The 19,583-nt window shown below is 67.1% G+C and carries 16 protein-coding genes; 14 read left to right on the top strand and 2 right to left on the bottom strand.

The features are described from left to right. Positions 1–154: 154 nt before the first annotated feature. The 6 genes from P0M04_RS28075 to P0M04_RS28050 all read left to right on the top strand — a co-directional run bounded on the left by P0M04_RS28075 (position 155) and on the right by P0M04_RS28050 (position 6,841). The gene (locus P0M04_RS28075; RefSeq protein WP_259451059.1) at positions 155–2,419 is read left to right on the top strand and encodes a carboxy terminal-processing peptidase; all 2,265 of its coding nucleotides are present in this window, start codon (positions 155–157) and stop codon (positions 2,417–2,419) included. A 190-nt stretch (positions 2,420–2,609) separates the two neighbouring features. After that, complete coding sequence (locus P0M04_RS28070; RefSeq protein ID WP_259451060.1) at positions 2,610–3,404, top strand: PEP-CTERM sorting domain-containing protein; 795 nt, start codon at positions 2,610–2,612, stop codon at positions 3,402–3,404. A 141-nt stretch (positions 3,405–3,545) separates the two neighbouring features. Next, entirely contained in the window at positions 3,546–4,736 is a 1,191-nt protein-coding gene (locus P0M04_RS28065) for an acyl-CoA dehydrogenase family protein (protein WP_259451061.1), read from the top strand. Between the two features lie 8 nt (positions 4,737–4,744). Beyond that, positions 4,745–5,914, top strand: a complete 1,170-nt coding sequence (locus P0M04_RS28060) for an acyl-CoA dehydrogenase family protein (RefSeq protein WP_259451062.1) — start codon at positions 4,745–4,747, stop codon at positions 5,912–5,914. Beyond that, the gene (locus tag P0M04_RS28055; protein WP_259451063.1) at positions 5,911–6,381 is read left to right on the top strand and encodes a MaoC family dehydratase; all 471 of its coding nucleotides are present in this window, start codon (positions 5,911–5,913) and stop codon (positions 6,379–6,381) included. Before P0M04_RS28060 ends, P0M04_RS28055 begins: the two co-directional genes overlap by 4 nt. After that, entirely contained in the window at positions 6,374–6,841 is a 468-nt protein-coding gene (locus tag P0M04_RS28050; protein WP_259451064.1) for a MaoC family dehydratase, read from the top strand. Before P0M04_RS28055 ends, P0M04_RS28050 begins: the two co-directional genes overlap by 8 nt. A gap of 10 nt (positions 6,842–6,851) precedes the next feature. On the opposite strand, the gene P0M04_RS28045 is transcribed toward P0M04_RS28050, so the two are convergent. After that, entirely contained in the window at positions 6,852–7,784 is a 933-nt protein-coding gene (locus tag P0M04_RS28045; RefSeq protein ID WP_259451065.1) for a diguanylate cyclase domain-containing protein, read from the bottom strand. Then, the gene (locus P0M04_RS28040) at positions 7,781–12,280 is read right to left on the bottom strand and encodes a PAS domain-containing protein (RefSeq protein WP_259451066.1); all 4,500 of its coding nucleotides are present in this window, start codon (positions 12,278–12,280) and stop codon (positions 7,781–7,783) included. The genes P0M04_RS28045 and P0M04_RS28040 overlap by 4 nt, the downstream gene beginning before the upstream one ends. A gap of 329 nt (positions 12,281–12,609) precedes the next feature. Here P0M04_RS28040 and P0M04_RS28035 point away from each other — a divergent pair, with 329 nt between their 5' ends. From P0M04_RS28035 to P0M04_RS28000, 8 genes are all read left to right on the top strand, one after another. Further along, the gene (locus P0M04_RS28035) at positions 12,610–14,316 is read left to right on the top strand and encodes a GspE/PulE family protein (RefSeq protein WP_259451067.1); all 1,707 of its coding nucleotides are present in this window, start codon (positions 12,610–12,612) and stop codon (positions 14,314–14,316) included. A gap of 9 nt (positions 14,317–14,325) precedes the next feature. Then, entirely contained in the window at positions 14,326–15,573 is a 1,248-nt protein-coding gene (locus P0M04_RS28030; protein WP_259451068.1) for a type II secretion system F family protein, read from the top strand. An 11-nt stretch (positions 15,574–15,584) separates the two neighbouring features. Beyond that, positions 15,585–16,070 (top strand): hypothetical protein, encoded by a 486-nt coding sequence (locus P0M04_RS28025; RefSeq protein WP_259451069.1) that lies wholly within the window; start codon positions 15,585–15,587, stop codon positions 16,068–16,070. Positions 16,071–16,116: 46 nt separating this feature from the next. Continuing rightward, entirely contained in the window at positions 16,117–16,635 is a 519-nt protein-coding gene (locus P0M04_RS28020; RefSeq protein ID WP_281042119.1) for a type II secretion system protein, read from the top strand. A 218-nt stretch (positions 16,636–16,853) separates the two neighbouring features. Next, positions 16,854–17,801, top strand: coding sequence for a pilus assembly protein PilM (pilM, locus tag P0M04_RS28015; RefSeq protein ID WP_259451070.1), 948 nt, complete (start codon positions 16,854–16,856; stop codon positions 17,799–17,801). Beyond that, positions 17,798–18,469, top strand: a complete 672-nt coding sequence (locus tag P0M04_RS28010) for a PilN domain-containing protein (RefSeq protein WP_259451071.1) — start codon at positions 17,798–17,800, stop codon at positions 18,467–18,469. The genes pilM and P0M04_RS28010 overlap by 4 nt, the downstream gene beginning before the upstream one ends. Further along, entirely contained in the window at positions 18,466–19,191 is a 726-nt protein-coding gene (locus P0M04_RS28005) for a hypothetical protein (RefSeq protein WP_259451072.1), read from the top strand. Before P0M04_RS28010 ends, P0M04_RS28005 begins: the two co-directional genes overlap by 4 nt. Beyond that, positions 19,176–19,574, top strand: coding sequence for a hypothetical protein (locus P0M04_RS28000; RefSeq protein ID WP_259451073.1), 399 nt, complete (start codon positions 19,176–19,178; stop codon positions 19,572–19,574). The genes P0M04_RS28005 and P0M04_RS28000 overlap by 16 nt, the downstream gene beginning before the upstream one ends. The last annotated feature ends 9 nt before the right edge of the window (positions 19,575–19,583 follow it).

The raw sequence follows: 19,583 nt of genomic DNA, 5'->3' as shown, positions 1-19,583 counted from the left end.
CCGTGAAGACTTAAGCTCGGCTGAAGACGCGTACAAGCCGGCTCTGCGCCGCCGCGCTATCCTGTAGAATGGGTTGCATCCGCCGCTGCGTCGGCGCGACTGCCGGCCCTCCCGCCAAGCAGTCGCTTGAATATTCCCGTCCGGAGAACCAAGAATGAAGAAGCAGTTGTTGACGGTCGCGCTGGCGTTTGCCATGTCGGCCCATGTGGTCACGGCACAGCCCGAGAAGGTTGCCGCGGTCAAGACCGACACGACACCCGTCGGCCAGCTCAAGCCGGCCGCCGCCCAGACCCAGGCCGCCCTGTGGGCATCGCGCGTGCTTGCGCGCTACCACTACAAGGCGACGCCGCTGGACGACGCGATGTCCGCGAAGATCTTCGATGCCTATTTCAAGGCGCTCGACAGCGAGAAGCTCTACTTCACCCAGGCCGACATCGACAACTTCGCGCCCGTGCGCACCAAGCTGGACGATGCCATCAACAACGAAGACCTGACGGTGCCTTTCCAGATCTACAACATCTACCAGCAGCGCTTCTTCGACCGCATGACGTATGCGCGTGAGCTGTTGAAGGGCAAGTTCGACTTCACCACGGACGAATCGCTGCAGATCGACCGCGAGAAGGCCCCGTGGGCGAAGAACGAGGAAGAGGCGAAGGACCTGTGGCGCAAGCGCGTCAAGAACGACTGGTTGCGCCTGAAGCTGGCCGGCAAGGAAGACAAGGCGATCCGCGAGACGCTGGACAAGCGCTACGAGGGTTACCAGAACCGCCTCAAGAAGCTGAACAACGAAGACGTGTTCCAGATGTTCATGAACGCGTACGCGATGGCCATCGAGCCGCACACGAACTACCTGGGCCCGCGCTCGGCCGAGAACTTCGACATCGCCATGCGCCTGTCGCTGGACGGCATCGGCGCCGTGCTGCAGTCGCGTGAAGACTACACCGTGATCCGCGAGATCGTCCCGGGCGGCCCGGCCGACAAATCCGGCAAGCTGAAGGTGGGCGACCGCATCGTCGGCGTCGCGCAGGGCAACGGCCCGTTCACGGACGTGATGGGCTGGCGCATCGACGACGTCGTGCAGCTCGTGCGCGGCGAACGCAACTCGACGGTCCGCCTGGACGTGCTGCCGGCCGACGCCGGCCAGGACGGCAAGCACACGACGATTTCCATCGTGCGCCAGAAGATCAGCATGGAAGAGCAGTCGGCCAAGAAGAAGATCATCGAGGTCACGGATAACGGCGTGAAGCGCCGCATCGGCGTGATCCAGCTGCCGACCTTCTACCAGGACTTCGAGGCACGCCGCAAGGGCGACAAGGACTTCAAGAGCGCCACGCGCGACGTGAAGCGCATCCTCGGCGAGCTGAAGAAAGAGAAGGTCGACAACGTCCTGATCGACCTGCGCAACAACGGCGGCGGTTCGCTGATCGAGGCCGTCGAACTGACGGGCCTGTTCATCGACAAGGGCCCGGTCGTGCAGCAGCGCAGCGCCGAAGGCCGCGTCGAAGTCGAGAGCGACACGGATGCAGGCCTGGCCTGGGACGGTCCGATGGGCGTGCTGATCAACCGCGGTTCGGCGTCGGCGTCGGAAATCTTCGCCGCCGCGATCCAGGATTACGGCCGCGGCATCATCATCGGCGAGCCGAGCTTCGGCAAGGGCACCGTGCAGACGCTGATCAACCTCGACCGCTTCTCGCAGAACGACAAGTTGAAGTACGGCGAACTCAAGATGACGATCGCCCAGTTCTTCCGCATCAACGGCGGCACCACGCAACTGCGCGGCGTCACCCCGGACATCAGGTTCCCGGTCACGTCGGATGACGACAACTTCGGCGAAGCGTCGTACGACAACGCGCTGCCGTGGGTGCAGATCAAGCCGGCGACGTACATGCCGTCCGGCGACCTGAAGGAGCTGTTCAACCCGCTGCAGAAGAAGCACGACAGCCGCGTTGCCAAGGACCGTGACTTCCTCGATATCGAGCAGGACATCGCCGAGGCCCTGAAGGTCCGCAAGGACAACCTGATCTCGCTGAACGAGACCGTGCGCCGCAAGGAGCGCGAGAACCAGGAAGCCAAGGCACGCCTGCGCGAGTCGCGCCTGGCCGGCAAGGACAATCCGGATGAGCCGGTGTCCGGTCCGGGCAGCAAGGAACAGCGCGGCAAGGTGCCGACGCCGACCAGCCCGAAGAAGACGAACGTCGTGCTGAAAGGCGCGGCGAGCGCGGATGACGGCCTGCAGGGCGACGAGCGCAGCCTGAGCGCCGAACTGGCCGCCGAGAAGGCCGCCAAGAACGCCAAGGACGTGTACCTGCAGGAGGCTGCCCATATCCTGGCCGACGAGGCCGGCATGCTGAAAGCCGACACCCGGATGGCGTCGCGCGCGATGCCGTACATGTCAATGTTGAAACAACCCGGCAACTAATTGGTTGTCAAAAATGAATTAACCGTAAGTTAAGCATACATCCTTACCGGATGGCTGAAGGCGAGGATCCCCTTGGGATCCTCGCCTTTTTTTATGCCGTTCAATTGAAAATTGTATTTTTTTCAGCTGTGCTACATTAGCTCAGCAGTTAAATTAACAATAACTTTATGAACTGAGCAAGGAGTGCAATATGACAACTCGTTACCTCATCGCGGCGGCTCTCCTGGTCGGGAGCGCATGCGGAGCCCAGGCAGAAGTGCTGTCGGCGACCGGTACGGCGGCCCAGTCGGGCTTCCTGTCCGGATGGACCAGCGGTAATGGCTCGGACGTGGTCAGTTCGGGGGTGCTGTCGAACGGCGTGAGCCTGGTCGGCGGTGCCGCTTACGGCAGTGGCAACCTGGCCGAAGCGCTGTACCAGAAGGCCAGCGCCAGCGTCGGCCAGACCGGTACGCAAGTGAAACTGTCTTACTCGCAGGGTATCGAAGGCACCTATCTGCTGAGCACCAGCAATGCCAAACTCGCGGCGATGCTGGGTAACGGCAAGGGCGTCGTGTCCACCGCCGACGGCAAGGTCATCACGACGGAGGCGGCGGGCGCTAACAACAGCAACTACGGCGGTGGCGGCTCCAACGCGAGCGCGCCTTCCGCCAACGCCAATCCGCCGAAGGGCAGCAATTCGTCGAGCAACAGCGACAGCGTCCATGGTGCCCCGTCGGGCAACTACGACAATGGCAATGGCGCGACGGTGATCACGCCGGCCGCCGGCGGCCAGGAGGGCGGTGCCATCGTCCAGCTGCCGATTCCAGCCCAAAACAACGGGAACGGTAATGGCAACGGCAATGGCGGCATCGGCGGCGACATCGGCGCCGGCCTGCCGGACGCGCCGGCCGCACCCGCGGCTGCCGTGCCGGAACCGTCGTCGATCGCCCTGATGATGGCGGGCATGCTGGGCGCGATGGGCATCGTCCGTCGCCGCAAGCGCTGATCGACGCGCCGCGCAGCACCACGAACGCCCCCGCCCGCGCGGGGGCGTTTGCTTTTGCACGCCCCCTTTTCCGCCGGGTGATTTCAGGTACAATCTTTGGAACGGTCGTGCTTTTTTGGCCGGCATAACAAAGGAGACAACATGGACCTGACCTATACCGGCGACGACCTGGCTTTCCGCGACCAGGTACGCGCCTTCCTCGAGGCCGAGCTGCCGGCCGACCTGCGCCACAAGGTTGAAAACCACCTGCGCCTGCACAAGGACGACTACGTGCGCTGGCACCGCATCCTGGCGCGCCAGGGCTGGGTCGCGCCGGGCTGGCCGCGCGAGTACGGCGGGCCGGGCTGGACGCCCGTGCAGCGTCATATCTTCGAGGAGGAATGCGCCCGCGCCGGTACGCCGCCCGTGTTGCCGTTCGGCGTGAACATGGTCGCGCCCGTCATCATGGCGTTCGGCAGCGAGGAACAGAAAGCGTATTACCTGCCTCGCATCCTGGCGTGCGAGGACTGGTGGTGCCAGGGGTATTCCGAGCCGGGGGCCGGGTCCGATCTCGCGTCGCTGAAGACGACCGCCATCCGCGACGGCGATCACTACATCGTCAACGGCCAGAAGACGTGGACGACCCTGGCCCAGCACGCCGACATGATCTTCTGCCTCGTTCGCACCGACCCGACCGTGCGCAAGCAGGAGGGCATCTCGTTCCTGCTGATCGACATGCATGCGCCGGGCGTCACCGTGCGCCCGATCATCATGCTGGACGAAGACCACGAGGTGAACGAAGTCTTCTTCGACAACGTCCGCGTGCCGGCGGCCAATCTCGTCGGCCAGGAAAACCGGGGCTGGACGTATGCCAAATACCTGCTGGGACACGAGCGCACGGGGATCGCGGCCGTCGGCCGGTCGAAGCGCGAACTGGCCCGGCTGAAAGAACTCGCCCGGCGCGAGCAAAAGAATGGCCAGCCGCTGCTGCGCGACCCGCTGTTCGCGGCGAAAGTCGCGGACCTCGAGATCGAACTGATGGCGCTCGAGATGACGGTGCTGCGCGTGCTGGCGCAGGCCGACAAGGCGCCGGGGCCGGAAGCGTCCGTGCTGAAGGTGCGCGGCACGGAAATCCAGCAGCGGCTGTCGGAACTGATGGTCGAGGCGGCCGGCCCGCTGGCGCTGCCGTTCGACCCGGCCTACCTCGAAGGCGAGCACGAACACAGCGCCATCGACGACGACTTCGCGGCGCCGCTGCTTCCGCATTACTTCAATTTCCGCAAGACGTCGATCTACGGCGGCTCGAACGAGATCCAACGCAACATCATCTCCCAGATGATCCTGGGCCTGTGAGGAAAGACATGGACTTCAACTTCAAGGAAGAGCAGCTGCAACTGGCGGACGCGCTCAAGCGCTGGATCGCGCGCGACTACACGTTCGAGGCGCGGCGCGCGATCGTGGGCGCGCCGGCCGGCGTATCGGGGACCGCCTGGGCGACGCTCGCCGAGCTCGGCCTGACCGCGTTGCCGCTGCCGGAAGCGCTTGGCGGCTTCGATGGCGACGCCGTCGACATGTTCGTCGTGATGCAGGAACTGGGCCGCGGCCTCGTGGTCGAACCATATTTCGCGACCATGTTCGGCGCCGAGTTCCTGCGTCGCGGGCGTGCGCACGACGCGCTGCTCGAACGCGTGGCGGTGGGCGAGCTGAAGCTGGCTTGCGCGCTGGGCGAACGCCAGTCGCGCCACGACTTGCGCGATGTTGCAACCCGTGCCACGCCTGCCGCCCCGGATGGCGACGGCTGGCGTTTGAACGGCGAAAAGAAGGTCGTGCTGCACGGCGCGCAGGCGGGCGTGCTCATCGTGTCGGCCAGGACGGCCGGCGCGCAGCGCGACGAGGACGGCATTACGCTGTTCGCCGTCCCGGCGGATGCGGCGGGCGTCGTCACGCGCGACGTGCGCATGCTGGACGGCCAGAGGGCGGCCGACGTGCTGCTGCGCGACGTGAAGGTCGGTGCGGATGCCGTGATCGGCGTAGTGGGCGCAGGATGGACCATCCTGGAAGCGGCGGCCGACTATGGCGCCGGCCTGCTGTGCGCGGAAGCGCTCGGTGCGATGGATGCGCTGTTCGCCGCGACACTCGACTACCTCAAGACGCGCCAGCAGTTCGGTGTGCCGATCGGGAAGTTCCAGGCCTTGCAGCACCGCATGGCCGACATGTACGTGCATCTGGAGCAGGCCCGTTCGATGGCGCTGCTGGCGGCCGTGCGCCTGGCCGGCGACGTCGGCGGAGATCAGGCCGCCGAGCGCCGCCGCGCGGTCGCGGCCGCGAAGTACCGCGTGGGCCAGGCCGCGCGCTTCGTGGGCCAGCAGGCGATCCAGCTGCACGGCGGGATGGGCGTGACGGACGAGTTGCCGGCGTCGCATTACTTCAAGCGCCTGTCGACGATCGAGCTGACCTTGGGCGATTGCGACCACCACCTGGCCCGCTTCATCGCGCAGCCGGGGTTCTACGACGACGAGGAGGCGGCATGAAGGCGTACTGGTATTTCGAGGATTTCGAGCCCGGCCAGGACATCGACCTGGGCACGCGCACCGTCACCGAAGAGGAAATCGTCGCGTTCGCCCGGGACTTCGATCCGCAGCCGTTCCACATCGACCGCGCGGCCGCTGCGGACTCGATCTTCGGCGGCGTGATCGCCAGCGGCTGGCACACGTGCAGCATGATGATGCGCATGGTCGTCGACGGCCTGATGAACCGGTCGGCCAGCATGGGCTCGCCGGGCCTGGACGGCGTGCGCTGGCTCGCGCCCGTGCGCGCGGGCGACACGCTGAACGTGCGCTACCGGACCGTGCAGGTAAAGGCGTCCACGTCGAAGCCGGACCGCGGCGTGGTCTGGTCGAAGTGGGTCGCGCTCAACCAGCATGGCGAGACCGTGTGCACGGTCGAGGGCATGGGCATGTTCGGGCGCCGCCCCGGCGGGGAGAGGGATCATGGCTAGCGCGCTGCACGAAGTGACGGGGCTGGAGACGCTGCGCGCCCTGGTCGGCACGGAGCTGGGCCGGTCGCGCTGGTTCGAGATCGGCCAGGACCGCATCGCCACGTTCGCCGACGCCACCGACGACCACCAGTGGATCCACATCGACCCGGAACGCGCGGCGCGCGAATCGCCGTTTGGCGGGACCGTGGCGCACGGGTTCCTCACCCTGTCGCTGCTGCCGTCGATGTTATCCGACGTGCTCGCGATGGTCGACGCGAAGCTCGTCGTGAACTATGGCTTGAACAAGGTGCGCTTTCCCGCGCCGGTGCCGGCCGGCAGCCGCGTGCGCGCGGCGATCGTGCTGGCGGCGCTGGATGACGAAGCGGGATCGACACAGCTGACGCTGGACGTGACGGTCGAGCGCGAGGGCGGCACGAAACCCGTGTGCGTGGCCGAATTCCTCGTGCGGCGCTACGCCTGATGAGGATGCGTCAGGCGACGCAGTCGGCGCCGCCCAGGCGGTAGCGGTTGCGGCCCTCGGCCTTGGCCTGGTAGAGCAGGGCATCGGCCACCTGGATCAGGTCGGCCGGGATGCTGTGTTCGCCCGGCACCATGCAGGCGATGCCCATGCTGGCCGTCAGGTAGGATGCCGTCGGCGACGCCGCGTGCGGGATGGCCATCTGCGCCAGTTCCGTCATGAGGCGGTGCGCCACGCCGGTGGCGCCGCGCCCGTCCAGCTGCGGCAGCAGGATCGCGAATTCCTCGCCGCCGTAGCGCGCCACGAGATCCTGCGTGCGCGCGGCGGCGCGCCGCATCGCCGTCGCGAACTGCACGAGCGTCGCGTCGCCGGCCTGGTGGCCGTAGTGGTCGTTGTACAGCTTGAAGTGGTCGATGTCGACGAGGATCAGGGCCACCGGCAGGCCCGCGCGTCCGCAGCGGCGCCACTCGGCGTCGAGGCGCTCGTCGAACGCGCGGCGGTTCGCGACGCCGGTGAGCGCATCCGTGAGGATCAGGGCGCGCAGGGCGTCGCGCTGGCGCTTGACGGTCAGTTGCGTGCGCACGCGCGCACGCACGACGGCGGCATTCACCGGCTTGCTGATGAAGTCGGCCGCGCCGGCGCCCAGTGCCCGCGTCTCGTCCTCGGGCGACTTCAGCGCCGTCACGAAGATCACGGGGATGTCGTTCGTCTCGGGCGACGCCAGCAATTCCTTGCAGACGGCATACCCGTCCATGCCGGGCATGACGGCGTCGAGCAGGATCAGGTCGGGCTGCTGGGTACGGGCGATCTCGAGCGCGCGCGGACCATCCATCGCGAACAGCACCTCGTGCTCGTCCTGCAGGGCGCCGTGCAGGATCTGGATGTTTTCCATCGCATCGTCGACCACCAGGATGCGGCCGTTGACGGCCATGTCGGTCCAGCTCATGCATCCTCCTTCGTATCCAGTAGCGTCCGCACCAGCTGCGCCGCCTCCCCGAAGCGCAGCGTCGCCACGGCGTCCGCCAGCGGGGCCACCTGGCATGGTTCGAGGCGGGCGAGGGCGGGGCGCAGCGTCTCGAACTGCGCGATCGCTTTCATGTTGTTATTGTGGAGCAAATCGAGGAGCTGCGCCAACTCGCGCTGCAGGATAGCGCTATCTTCCGGCGCCTCGGCCGGCGCGAGCGGCACCTGCGGCGCGGGGAGGTCGCGCGCGGCTTCCAGCACGACCGACAGCGTGGCGTCGAGACGGGCGAGACGCAGCGCGAGCGCCGCCGCGTCCTCGCTGCGCAGCGCCTGTTCCAGCTCCAGCGCCTGGCTCGCCACGTCCGTCGCGCCCAGGTTCGCAGCCACGCCGCGCAGGCGGTGCGCCGCCTGGCCCGCGCCCGTGCGGTCGCCTGCGGCGAGGAGGGCGCGGATGTCCGCCACGGCGCCGCCCTGCGAGCTTTCGAAACGCTTGAATAACGCGGCGAAGCTGGCGAAATTGCCGCCGAAGCGGGGCAAGGTCGCTTTCAGGTCGATGCCGGGCAGATAGGCCGGCACGGCCTGCCCGGCCGCCAGCGCCGTCCGTGCCCCTTCGGAAGGCACCGTCGCCGGGCGGCCCGTGACGTGGATCAGCATGTCCACCAGCTCATCGACGTCGATGGGCTTGGCGAGGTAGTCGTCCATGCCCGCGGCCAGCGCGCGGCGCCGGTCCTCGTCGAGCGCGTTGGCTGTCATCGCGATGATCGGCAGCCGGTCGAGTCCCATCGCGCGGATCGCGTGGGTCGCCTCGAAACCGTCCATGACGGGCATTTGCAGGTCCATCAACACCGCGTCGTATTGCGCGGCATGCTCGGTCAGCATGCTGACGGCGATACGGCCGTTCGCGGCGAAATCGACGCTGGCGCCCGCGTGCACGAGCACATAGTTCGCCACTTCCTGGTTGAGCAGGTTGTCTTCGACGACGAGCACGCGCATGCCCGCGAGGCGCCCGCTCAGCGGCGTCGGGCGGCCCGGTGCGGGTGTCGGCGCGCCGCTATGCAGTTCCGCCAGCACATCGGCGAGCGCGCCCGGCGTGAACGGTTTCGCGAGCACGGCGTCGATGCGCAGGTCGGCCGCGAGCGCATCGAGCCGCTCGCGCTCCGGGTCGGCCGCCAGCAGGGCGCAGCGGGGCAGGGAAATCGCCTGGTCGGCGCGCGCGAAGGCGATGACGGATGCGCCGTCCAGGTCGCCCAGCACACTGTCGATGAAGGCGATGTCGAACGGAACGGCGGTAGGCCCTGCGGAACGCAGCAGCGCGAGCGTGTCCGCGCCGCTGGCCGCCGTCTCGACATGCCAGCCGCGGCCCGCGAGCAGGGCGGCCAGCGCGGCGCGGCTGCTCGCGTTGTCGTCGGCGACGAGGACGCGCAGCGGCGGCGCATCCGCCTCCGCCTGCGCCAGCGCGGGCGCACCGCCGGTCGCCACGCCGAAGGGGGCCGTGAAGCGGAACGTGGCGCCCCGGCCCGGGACGCTGTCCACGCGCAGGTCGCCGCCCATCAGGCGCACGAGGCGGCGGCTGATCGCGAGCCCCAGGCCCGTGCCGCCGTACTTGCGGCTCGTGGACGTGTCGGCCTGCGAGAAGGCTTCGAACATGCGCTGCTGCTGCTCGGGCGGGATGCCGATGCCGGTGTCGCGCACGGTGAACGCCAGCGCCAGGTGGTCGCCGTCCTGGCCCGCCGGTTCGATGGCCAGCACGACTTCGCCCCGCTCCGTGAACTTGGTGGCGTTGCTGACGAGGTTGAGCAGCACCTGCCCGAGGCGCATCGGGTCGCCCACGAGACGCGCCGGCACGTCCGGGTGGACGGCGAATACGGGTTCGATGCCCTTGTTCCACGCGCTCGTGGCGGACATCGCGGCGATGCTGGCCAGGACGTCGTCCAGCGCGAACGGCGTCTGTTCCAGCACGAGCTGGCCCGCTTCCACCTTCGAGTAATCGAGCACGTCGTTCAGCATCGACAGCAGCGATTTCGCGGCCATCTGCATGCGCGCCACGTAGCCCCGCTCGCGCCGGCCCAGGTCGGCCTCCTCGAGCAGGCGCGCGAGGCCGATGATGGCGTTCATCGGCGTGCGGATTTCGTGGCTCATGTTGGCGAGGAACTCGCCCTTGGCGCTGCTGGCCGCCTGGGCCGCGCGCAGCGCTTCCTCCAGGCGCGACTGCGTGCGCTTCAGTTCCGTGATGTCCGCGTGGAGCATATAAAAACCCTGGACGCGGCCGTCGGCGTCGAAGTCCGGGATGTAGCTGCCCCATGCCTGGATCACCTTGCCGGAGCCCTTGCGGTGCAGCCGGCGCTCGAAGAACTGGCGCTCGCCGCGCAGCACGGCCTCCAGGTGCGGCATCACGTCGCGGATCTGGTCCTCGTCGATGAGTTCGACCAAAGTGTGGCCGATCACGTCGGCGGCGTCGCGTTCGAGCCAGTCGAGGTAGGGCTTGTTGGCGAAGCGGCAGCGCATGTCCGCATCCCAGTAGCCGACGAGCGCGGGCAGGTGGTCCGTCACGGTGCGGATCATGCGTTCGCTCTCTTCCAGCCGGCGGCTCGCGGCGCGCAGTGCGGCGGCCGTTTCCACGCGGGCCGTGATGTCGCGGATGGTGCCCTGGACGATGCCGCGGCCGCCGATGTCCACGCTGTTGAGCAGCACGTCGGCGTGGAACTGGGTGCCGTCGCGGCGGCGATAGATCCACTCGAAGCGGTTGCCGCCCGTGTCGAGCGTGCGGCGCATCGCCTCGTGCCACAACTCGTCCGAGCGGCGGCCGTTCGGCTGGAATTCGGGCGAGCTGCTGGCCGGGGCCATCGCGAGGAATTCGTCGGCGCCCGCGCAGCCGAACAGGTCGACCGCCGCCTGGTTTGCGCTGATGAAGCCGGCGCCGTAGGCGATCAGCACGTGGGCGTCGCCCGAGCCTTCGAACAGTGCGCGGAACATCACCTCGTTGTCGCGGTTGCGCTGTTCCTGGCGCTTGCGCTCCGTGATGTCCAGGACGACGGCGTTGATGCCGACCAGGTCGCGGTCCGGCCCGTACACGGGGTAGTAGCTGCAGATCCAGTGGCGCATGGTGCCCGGTTCCGCCGGCGACTCGCCGCTGTCCTCCACGTCGATCAGCGGGCGGCCCGTCGTCAGCACCTGGCGGTAGGGCCGTTCGATGTGGATGCCGCGCTCGCCCAGCAGGTCGGGCAGGGTGCGGCCGATGTGGGCGGCAGCGGGCAGCGCGTTCACGGCCGCGAGGTAGTCGTTGATCATCACGACCTTCAGGCTGCGGTCGAGGAATGCGAGGCCCACCGGCGCCGTCGCGTACACGGTGGCCAGCATGGCCGAGGAGCGCTGCAGCTCGTTGGTGCGCTCGGCCACGAGCGATTCCAGGCCGGCGCGGTACTGTTGGAGCTCGCCTTCGACCTTGCCGAGCGCGCGCGCGACGGTGGCCGCCTCGCGGATCGCCAGCGGCGGGATCACGAGCGCCTCGCCCCGGCCGAGGGCGGCCGCCGGTTCGGTCAGGGCGCGCACCGAGCGAGCGATCGAGTCGCCGATGCGCCAGGCAAGGCCCAGGCTGATGGCCAGCATGACGGCGATCCAGGCGAGCGTCGTGCCGGGATCGGGACCGAGGATCTCGCGCGCGGCGTGGCGCGGGAAGCCGATCGCCACGGCCCAGTCGTGCCCCAGCGTGCGGGCATAGGCCGAGTACATGGTTTGCGGACCGTGCGCCGTCAGCTCGACGATGCCGACCGGGCGCCGGGCCACCGCCTTGGCCAGCTCCGGATGCATGCTGTCGCCGATCCCGTGCGGCACGTGGCCGCGGTAGGCGACCAGCCGGCGGTTGTTGTCGAACACGATCGCGCTCCAGTGCGGCGGCAGATTCTGGCTGGCCAGCAGTTCCTGCAGGCGGCGCGGGCGCAGTTCGACCGTCACCGCATACGCGACCTTGCCCTCGCGCCAGACCGGCACGGTAATCGAGATCACCCACGGCTGCGTGGTGTCGCCCCGGTGCAGGCCGGACGTGACGGCGTCGCCGCTGGCGAAGACGGTGCGGATATCGGCCTCGTTGCCGCGCGCCGGGAGGACGCTGCCGAGGGCGTGGCGCGTGTCGAGGAGGACTTTGCCGTCCGGCGCGCTGACCGCGACAGCGTAGGCGGGGAATTCGGGCCTGAGCAGCCGGCGCGCGGCCACGTGGAAAGCGGCCAGGTCGCCGTGGGCGAGATTCGCCTGGTTGGCCAGGGTGCGGGCGGCCGTTTCGCCGTTGGCGAGGTCGCGGTCGACGGCCGCTGCCAGCGCGCGCGCGATCATCTCCGCATCCTCGGCGACGTGGGCCCGCTCGCGCTGGTCGGCGTCGGTGGCGAACACGAAGTACCCGATCAGGATCGGCAGGGCGCACGCCAGCACGAGCGTCACGAGCTTGTGCCGGATGGAAGGGAGGGTATGACGTTGTAACAACTGCACTTCAAGCTCCGCGGAGTGTGCGCAGCCGAGGCGCCTTGCGAGCATGGTAGCCCAGCAGCCACCTCGTGTAAATTCGGGGTCAGAGCACATTTTGGCTCGGCCCGGCAATCGCAAGTACCTGTTTTATCGAAGATTTAACGTCGGCGACTGGCGAGAAAATGGACCTGACCCCGAATCTTGGCAACATTTGTTTCTCGGCTGGCATGCAGGAGTGACATGAAGTCGCGCGGACGATACGTTTTGCCTTACGTAAAGTCATTCTCTAGGTTAATTTTTCGTTCCTCTGGCATACAATGAAGGACTAGTCCTACATTGATCGAAGAGGTGGTATGGCCCGGCCCGAAAAAGTCCGACTTGGTGAAATCCTGGTGCAACAAAAGCTGCTGTCGGAAGACCAGCTGAACCAGGCGCTTGCCGACCAGAAGCGCACGGGCCGCAAGCTCGGCCGTGTGTTCGTCGAGAGCGGCTTCGTCACGGAAGAGCAGATCTCGGGCGCCCTCGCGCGCCAGCTGGGCATCCCCTACCTCAACCTCAAGTTCTACAACATCAACCAGGACGTCGTCCGCCTGCTGCCGGAAACGCAGGCGCGCCGCTTCCGCGCGCTGGTGCTGGAAGACCGCGGCGAGACGATGCTGGTCGGTGTCTCCGACCCGACCGACCTCTTTGCCTACGACGAGATCGCGCGCCTTCTGAAGAAGGGCGTCGAGCTGGCCGTCGTCAACGAGACGGAAGTGCTGCAGGCCATCGACCGCATCTACCGCCGCACGGGCGAGATCACGGGCCTGGCGCGCGAGCTCGAACAGGATCTCGGCGACACCAATTCCGTCGACTTCAACGCGCTGTCCGCGAACTCCGGCATCGAAGAAGCGCCGGTGGTGAAACTGCTGCAGTCGGTGTTCGACGACGCGGCCCAGGTGCGCGCGTCCGACATCCACATCGAGCCGCAGGACGGCCGCCTGCAGATCCGCTTCCGCATCGACGGCGTGCTGCACCTGCAGACGGAAGCCGACATCAAGATCGCGACGCCGCTGGCGCTGCGCCTGAAGCTGATGGCGGACCTGGATATCTCGGAAAAGCGCCTTCCGCAGGACGGCCGCTTCGCCGTCAAGGTGCGCGGCCAGCGCATCGACGTCCGTATCTCGACGATGCCGACGCAGTACGGCGAATCCGTCGTCATGCGTCTGCTGAGCCAGGTGGGCATGAACCTGCGCCTGGATGCGATCGGCATGCCGGCCGCATTGGTGGAACGCTTCCGCGCCATCGTCCAGCGTCCGAACGGCCTCGTGCTCGTGACGGGGCCGACGGGTTCCGGCAAGACGACCACGCTGTACAGCGCCCTGGCCGAGCTGAATTCCGTCGAGAAGAAACTCATCACGGTCGAGGACCCGATCGAATACCGGCTGTCCGGCATCAACCAGGTGCAGGTCAACGACAAGATCGAGCTGAATTTCGCGCGCGTGCTGCGTTCCGCCCTGCGCCAGGACCCGGACATCGTGCTCGTCGGCGAGATGCGCGACCAGGAGACGGCGCAGATCGGCCTGCGTGCCGCCATGACTGGCCACCTTGTGTTGTCGACCCTGCACACGAACGATGCCGCCTCCACGCCGCTGCGCCTGATGGACATGGGCGTGCCGCGCTACATGGTGAGCGGGTCGCTGCAGGCCGTGCTGGCGCAGCGTCTCGTACGCGTGATCTGCGAAAGCTGCTCCGAACCGTACCAGCTGCCGGCGCCGGAACGCGCCTGGCTGCGCGCCGAACTGGGCGACCGCGCCGAAACGGTGCCGTTCTTCCACGGGCGTGGCTGCTCGCACTGCAACGGCACGGGCTACCGCGGCCGGACCGGCGTGTATGAACTGCTGGAGATGACGCGCGCCGTGAACGAGGCCGCGAACCACCCGGACCCGTCGCACTTCCTGAAGGTGGCACATGCCGAGATGCGCGGCGAGACGCTGCGCCGCAGCGGCGTACGCCTCGCGATCCAGGGCCGCACGACGGTGGCGGAAGCCATGCGCATCAGCAACCAGATGGAAGACTGATAAGCGTCTATGCCGTTCTTTGCCTACAAAGGCCGCAACGCACGCGGCGAATTGATGCAGGGGGTGCTGGAAGGCGCCGACAGCAGCGCGGTGGCCGACCAGCTGTTCGGCACCGGCGTCACGCCGCTCGACATCACCCCGACCACCCGCAAGGCGACGACGCCGGGCAACGCCGCCGGCGCGAACGACAGCCTGTGGGAACGCCTGACGCGCAAGAAGGTCACGTCGATCGACGTCCAGCTGTTCAGCCGCCAGATCTACACGCTGCTGAAATCCGGCGTGCCGATCATGCGCGGCCTGGCCGGCCTGCAGGAATCGGCGACCAATAAAAGCTTCGCGCGCGTGATCCAGGACCTGCGCGAATCGCTGGACTCGGGCCGCGAACTGTCGACGGCGATGCGCCGCCACACGGAATGCTTCACACCGTTCTACCTGTCGATGGTGCGCGTGGGCGAGATGACAGGCCGCCTGGAAGAAGTCTTCCTGCGCCTGTTCGACCACCTGGAATTCGACCGCGACATGCGCGAGCGCGTCAAGACCGCCATGCGCTACCCCACGTTCGTCATCATCGCGATGATCGCGGCGATGGTCGTCGTGAACGTGTTCGTGATCCCGCAGTTCGAAAAAGTCTTCAACAGCTTCCACGCGGAGCTGCCGCTGATGACGCGCATCCTGATCGCGACGTCGCGTTTTACGGTCGACTACTGGCCCGTGATGCTCGGCGCGGCGGTGGCAGCGTTCTTCGGCTTCCGCGCCTGGACGCGCACGACGTCGGGGCGTCTGACGTGGGACCGCTACAAGCTGCGCTTCCCCGTCGCCGGCAAGATCATCCACAAGGCCACGATGGCCCGCTTCGCGCGCAGCTTCGCGCTGTCGATCCGCAGCGGCGTGCCGATCGTGCAAGCTCTCTCGGTCGTTGCGCAGACGGCCGACAATGCCTATCTGACCATGCGCCTGGACCAGATGCGCGACGGCGTCGAGCGCGGCGAAAGCATCCTGCGTACGGCGACCAACGCCCAGGTGTTCACGCCGATCGTGCTGCAGATGGTCGCCGTGGGCGAGGAATCCGGTTCGCTCGACGACCTGATGGACGAGATCGCGCAAATGTACGAGCGCGAGGTCGATTACGAACTCAAGACGCTGTCCAGCCAGATCGAGCCGATCCTGATCACCTTCCTGGGTGCGATGGTGCTCGTGCTGGCGCTGGGCATCTTCCTGCCGATCTGGGACCTGGGCAAGGCAGCCCTGCATCATTGACGAGGCATCCGATGATTCGTGTCAAAAAAACAGGCGGTTTCACGCGGTACGAATTCGCGATCGTCGTCGCCATCACGGCGGCGCTTTCCACTATCCTGCTGCACCGCATGGACGGCTACCGCCGCGCGGCCGAGGAAGCGGCGGCGCGCCAGACCGTGGCCGCGCTGCGCACGGCACTGCAGGTCGAGGCGGCGCGCCATCCCGAAACAGCCGCGACGCTCGCCGGGCAGAACCCGATGCGCCTGCTCGCCCGGCCGCCGGCCGATTATCTTGGCGAATTCGCACTCGCCGAGCCGGGCCGTGTGGCACGAAACGGGTGGGTGTTTAACTTACGCGACAAAACCCTTGTCTATCTCACCTCAGAACGGGAAAGATTTGCCTCAGGCAAATCCGAATTGCCTACGTTCAAGGTAGAATTAACTCGAACTCCTGCTGACGCAGGGAAACAAATGATGAGCCTTGCATTGAATGAAGTTGGTGTGCAAGGCGGTCGTTAATCAAAACCCACGCGGCCGGGAACGCCGCACCTAAATCGGAGAGAGCATGAAAGTAAGTATCAAGAACAATGCACAGGGCGGCTTCACCTTGATCGAATTGATCGTCGTGATCGTTATTCTGGGCATTCTGGCTGCGACCGCACTGCCGAAGTTTGCGAGCCTCGGCGGCGATGCACGCCTGGCCAGCCTGCAGGCTGCGAAGGGTGCATTGAACGCTACCGCCGCGATGGCGCACGGCAAGTGGCTGGCCAGCCCGACCGTTGCAAGCGCAGGTAAAGTCAAGCTGGAAGACCAGGAGATCAATTTCCAAACGGGTGGATATCCGAAGGCTGAACCTGCGACGGCACTCGCCGCTGGCCTTGCCGCGACCGATTACAAGACTTATGTGAAAGCCGATGCCGGTACGAACGTGCCTACCGTCGCGGACGATGAGATGGCAATTGTGCCCGCAAGTCTTGTTGGCACCGCGAGCGCAGCCAAGTGCTACATCCTTTATAAGGCTGTGGCATCGACGCCGCCGACGTTGACCGTGCCGGGGACTGCGACCGCCGACAACTGCAACTGATCTTTTTCGCTTCATTCCATCGGGACCGTATTCGCGGTCCCGATTGTCGTTTACGGGCCCGATGCGGCGTATTGACCACACCCATTAGTAGTTCCGTACGGAAAACCGAATATATTCTCTCAGAGTAAAAATTTGGTATCGGAATTTCCTACCACTTGAATATAATCAAGCCTCTATCGTACGTATCTCGACCAAGTCACGGATAACCATCGCCACGCATGGGTTTTTTCAGTAAAGCACAGAACAATGCAGCCTGGCTGGCCATGGTGCCGCAGCGCGACGGGATCGCGGCGGCCAGCGTGCGCCGTGGCGCGGGCGAGGGCGCGAAGCCTGCCGTGACGCAGGCCACCTTCTTCCCCGGCACCCCGTCCGCGGACAGCCTCGAAAAGGCCGCGAAGGAAATCCACAGCGCGAGCTACCGCTGCACGACGGTGCTGGCCGGCGGCGATTACCAGTTCATGTCGGTCGAATCGCCGAACGTCCCGCGCGAGGAACTGAAAAGCGCCATGCGCTGGCGCCTCAAGGACATCCTCGATTTTCCCATCGACGACGCGACGTTCGACGTGCTCGACGTCCCCCTCGACCCGAATGCCGTCGTGCGTCCGCAGCAGAGCGTGTTCGCGATCGCGGCACGCAACAGCGTCGTGTCCGCGCGCCAGAAGATGTTCAATGCGGCCAAGGTGAAACTGCGCGTGATCGACATCCCCGAGATGGCCCAGCGTAACGTGTCGGCGCTGCTGGAGCCGGAGGGCCGCGGCATCGCGCTGCTGTCGTTCGGCGAGGACGGCGGCCTGCTGACCGTGTCGTGGCGCGGCGAACTGTATCTGTCGCGCCGTATCGACGTCACGCTGGCCCTGCTGCTGGAGGACGACCACGACCGCAAGCACCAGGCCTTCGACAAGATCACGCTGGAGCTGCAGCGTTCCCTCGACAACTTCGAGCGCCAGTTCTCGTTCATCAGCGTGGCCAAGCTCGTGCTGGCGCCGACCGGCGCCACGGGCCTGGACGAATACCTGTCGAGCAACCTGTACACGCGCGTCGAGACGCTCGACCTGGCCAACGTGCTCGACCTCGAACGCGTGCCGGACCTGGCCGACCCGGGCCGCCAGCAGCGCTTCTTCGTGCCCATCGGCGCCGCGCTGCGCATGGAGGAGGGCGCGGCATGAGCCAGCAGATCAACCTCTTCAATCCGCAATTCCAGCCGCAGAAGAAGATCTTCTCGGTCAATGCGATGGCCGGCGCGCTCGGTGTGCTGGTGTTGTGCGCCGTCGCGACGGGCGTGTACGGAAAGGTGCGCGTGGCGCGCCTCGAGGCGGAGGTCGCGCGCGGCGAGGAGCAGGTGCAGGCCGCGCAGAAGCGCCTGGAAGCCGCCACCGCCGAATTCGCGCCGCGCACGAAGGACGGCCGCCTCGAAGCGGAGCTGGCCGCCGCCCAGGCCGAGCACGATGCCTTGCGGCGCGTGGCCGACGTGATCCAGGGCGGTGACCTGGGCAATACCGAAGGCTATGCCGAATACTTCCGCGCGCTGGCGCGCCAGAGCGTCGACGGCCTGTGGCTGACGGGCGTGACCATCACCGGCGCCGGCACGGAGATCGGCGTGCGCGGCCGCGCGCTCGATCCCGCGCTCGTGCCGGGCTACCTCGCGCGCCTGCGCAATGAGCGCGTCCTGCAGGGCAAGCCGGTGGGCAGCATGCAGATCGGCCAGGCGTCCACCGTCAAGGTGCTCGGCGCCGACGGCAAGGAGACGGACGCGCCCGCGCCGTACGTCGAATTCAGCCTGCAGTCGGCCGCCGCCGGTGCGGCGTCGACGCCTGCCACCGGAGGCCAGCCATGAAGCGCCGCTGGCTCCAGTTCACGGCGCGCGTGGAAGCGCTGCAGCCGCGCGAGCGCATCATGGCGTTCGGCGCCGCCGTCGTCGTGCTCGTGTTCCTCGCGAATGCCTTCGTCTTTGCGCCGCTGTCGCGCAAGCAAGCGGCGCTGCGCTCGACCCTGCAGCAGCAGACCATCACCATCGGCGGCATCGCGGCCGACATCGAGGGCAAGGCGCGCGCCTACGGCAACGACCCGAACGAGCCGCTGCGCCGGCGCCTGGGCGAACTGCGGGCCGAGACGGCGCGCACGAGCGAGGAACTGCGCACGATGCAGAAAGGCCTCGTGCCGCCGGAGCGCATCGCGCCGCTGCTGGAAGCGATCCTGCGCGCGAACGGGCGCCTGAAGCTCGTGTCGCTGAAGACGCTGCCCGTGACGACCCTGACGGACGGCTCGACGCCGGCGGCTCCGTCGGCACCCGCACCAACACCCGCACCTGCCGCGCCCGCAGCCGCACCGGTGCCGCCGCCCGTCCTGAAATCCCCCGACCTGCTGTACCGCCACGGCGTCGAACTGACGGTGCGCGGCAGCTATCTCGACATGGTCGACTACATGCAGGCGCTGGAGACGCTGCCCACCCAGCTGTTCTGGGGCAAGGCGCAGCTGGATGCGGAAGCGTACCCGAACGTGCGCCTGACCCTGACGCTGTACACCTTGAGCCTGGACCCGAAATGGATGAAGCTGTGATTCCGACGACGATGAAGCCGGCCTTCGGCGCCGCACTCCTTGCACTGCTGCTGGCAGGGGGCGCGCACGCGCAGCCGCTGCAGGACCCGACCCGGCCGCCCGCGGCCGCGACGCCGGTCGCCGCCGGGCCGCAGGCCGTGACCAGCGGTCCGCTGCTGCAATCGATCCTGATCGGCCGTGCGGCGGGTGGGCGCCACGTGGCCGTCATCGACGGCGAGACCGTGCGCCAGGGCGAGAGCTTCCGCGGCGCGAAGGTCGTGCGCATCGGCGAGAACGAGGTGGAACTGGTGCGCGGCCGCGAACGCCAGGTGCTGCGCCTGTATGCCGAAGCCGAAGGCGGCATCAGGGGCGACCACGCCGCCACGGTCACCGTGCGGCGCTGACAAAGGATG

The organism is Telluria mixta (assembly GCF_029223865.1).
In the GTDB taxonomy this organism is placed as follows: Bacteria; Pseudomonadota; Gammaproteobacteria; order Burkholderiales; family Burkholderiaceae_D; genus Telluria; species Telluria mixta.
Note: the sequence above shows the minus strand (reverse complement) of the source record. Positions and strands in the feature narration are given on the sequence as shown.

Coding starts and splice junctions, on each gene's coding strand:
- P0M04_RS28050 (WP_259451064.1), top strand. CDS start 6,374: ATGGCTAGCGCGCTGCACGAAGTGACGGGGCTGGAGACGCTGCGCGCC.
- P0M04_RS28045 (WP_259451065.1), bottom strand. CDS start 7,784: ATGAGCTGGACCGACATGGCCGTCAACGGCCGCATCCTGGTGGTCGAC.
- pilM (WP_259451070.1), top strand. CDS start 16,854: ATGGGTTTTTTCAGTAAAGCACAGAACAATGCAGCCTGGCTGGCCATG.
- P0M04_RS28070 (WP_259451060.1), top strand. CDS start 2,610: ATGACAACTCGTTACCTCATCGCGGCGGCTCTCCTGGTCGGGAGCGCA.
- P0M04_RS28065 (WP_259451061.1), top strand. CDS start 3,546: ATGGACCTGACCTATACCGGCGACGACCTGGCTTTCCGCGACCAGGTA.
- P0M04_RS28005 (WP_259451072.1), top strand. CDS start 18,466: ATGAAGCGCCGCTGGCTCCAGTTCACGGCGCGCGTGGAAGCGCTGCAG.
- P0M04_RS28060 (WP_259451062.1), top strand. CDS start 4,745: ATGGACTTCAACTTCAAGGAAGAGCAGCTGCAACTGGCGGACGCGCTC.
- P0M04_RS28030 (WP_259451068.1), top strand. CDS start 14,326: ATGCCGTTCTTTGCCTACAAAGGCCGCAACGCACGCGGCGAATTGATG.
- P0M04_RS28075 (WP_259451059.1), top strand. CDS start 155: ATGAAGAAGCAGTTGTTGACGGTCGCGCTGGCGTTTGCCATGTCGGCC.
- P0M04_RS28010 (WP_259451071.1), top strand. CDS start 17,798: ATGAGCCAGCAGATCAACCTCTTCAATCCGCAATTCCAGCCGCAGAAG.
- P0M04_RS28000 (WP_259451073.1), top strand. CDS start 19,176: ATGGATGAAGCTGTGATTCCGACGACGATGAAGCCGGCCTTCGGCGCC.
- P0M04_RS28025 (WP_259451069.1), top strand. CDS start 15,585: ATGATTCGTGTCAAAAAAACAGGCGGTTTCACGCGGTACGAATTCGCG.
- P0M04_RS28035 (WP_259451067.1), top strand. CDS start 12,610: ATGGCCCGGCCCGAAAAAGTCCGACTTGGTGAAATCCTGGTGCAACAA.
- P0M04_RS28020 (WP_281042119.1), top strand. CDS start 16,117: ATGAAAGTAAGTATCAAGAACAATGCACAGGGCGGCTTCACCTTGATC.
- P0M04_RS28055 (WP_259451063.1), top strand. CDS start 5,911: ATGAAGGCGTACTGGTATTTCGAGGATTTCGAGCCCGGCCAGGACATC.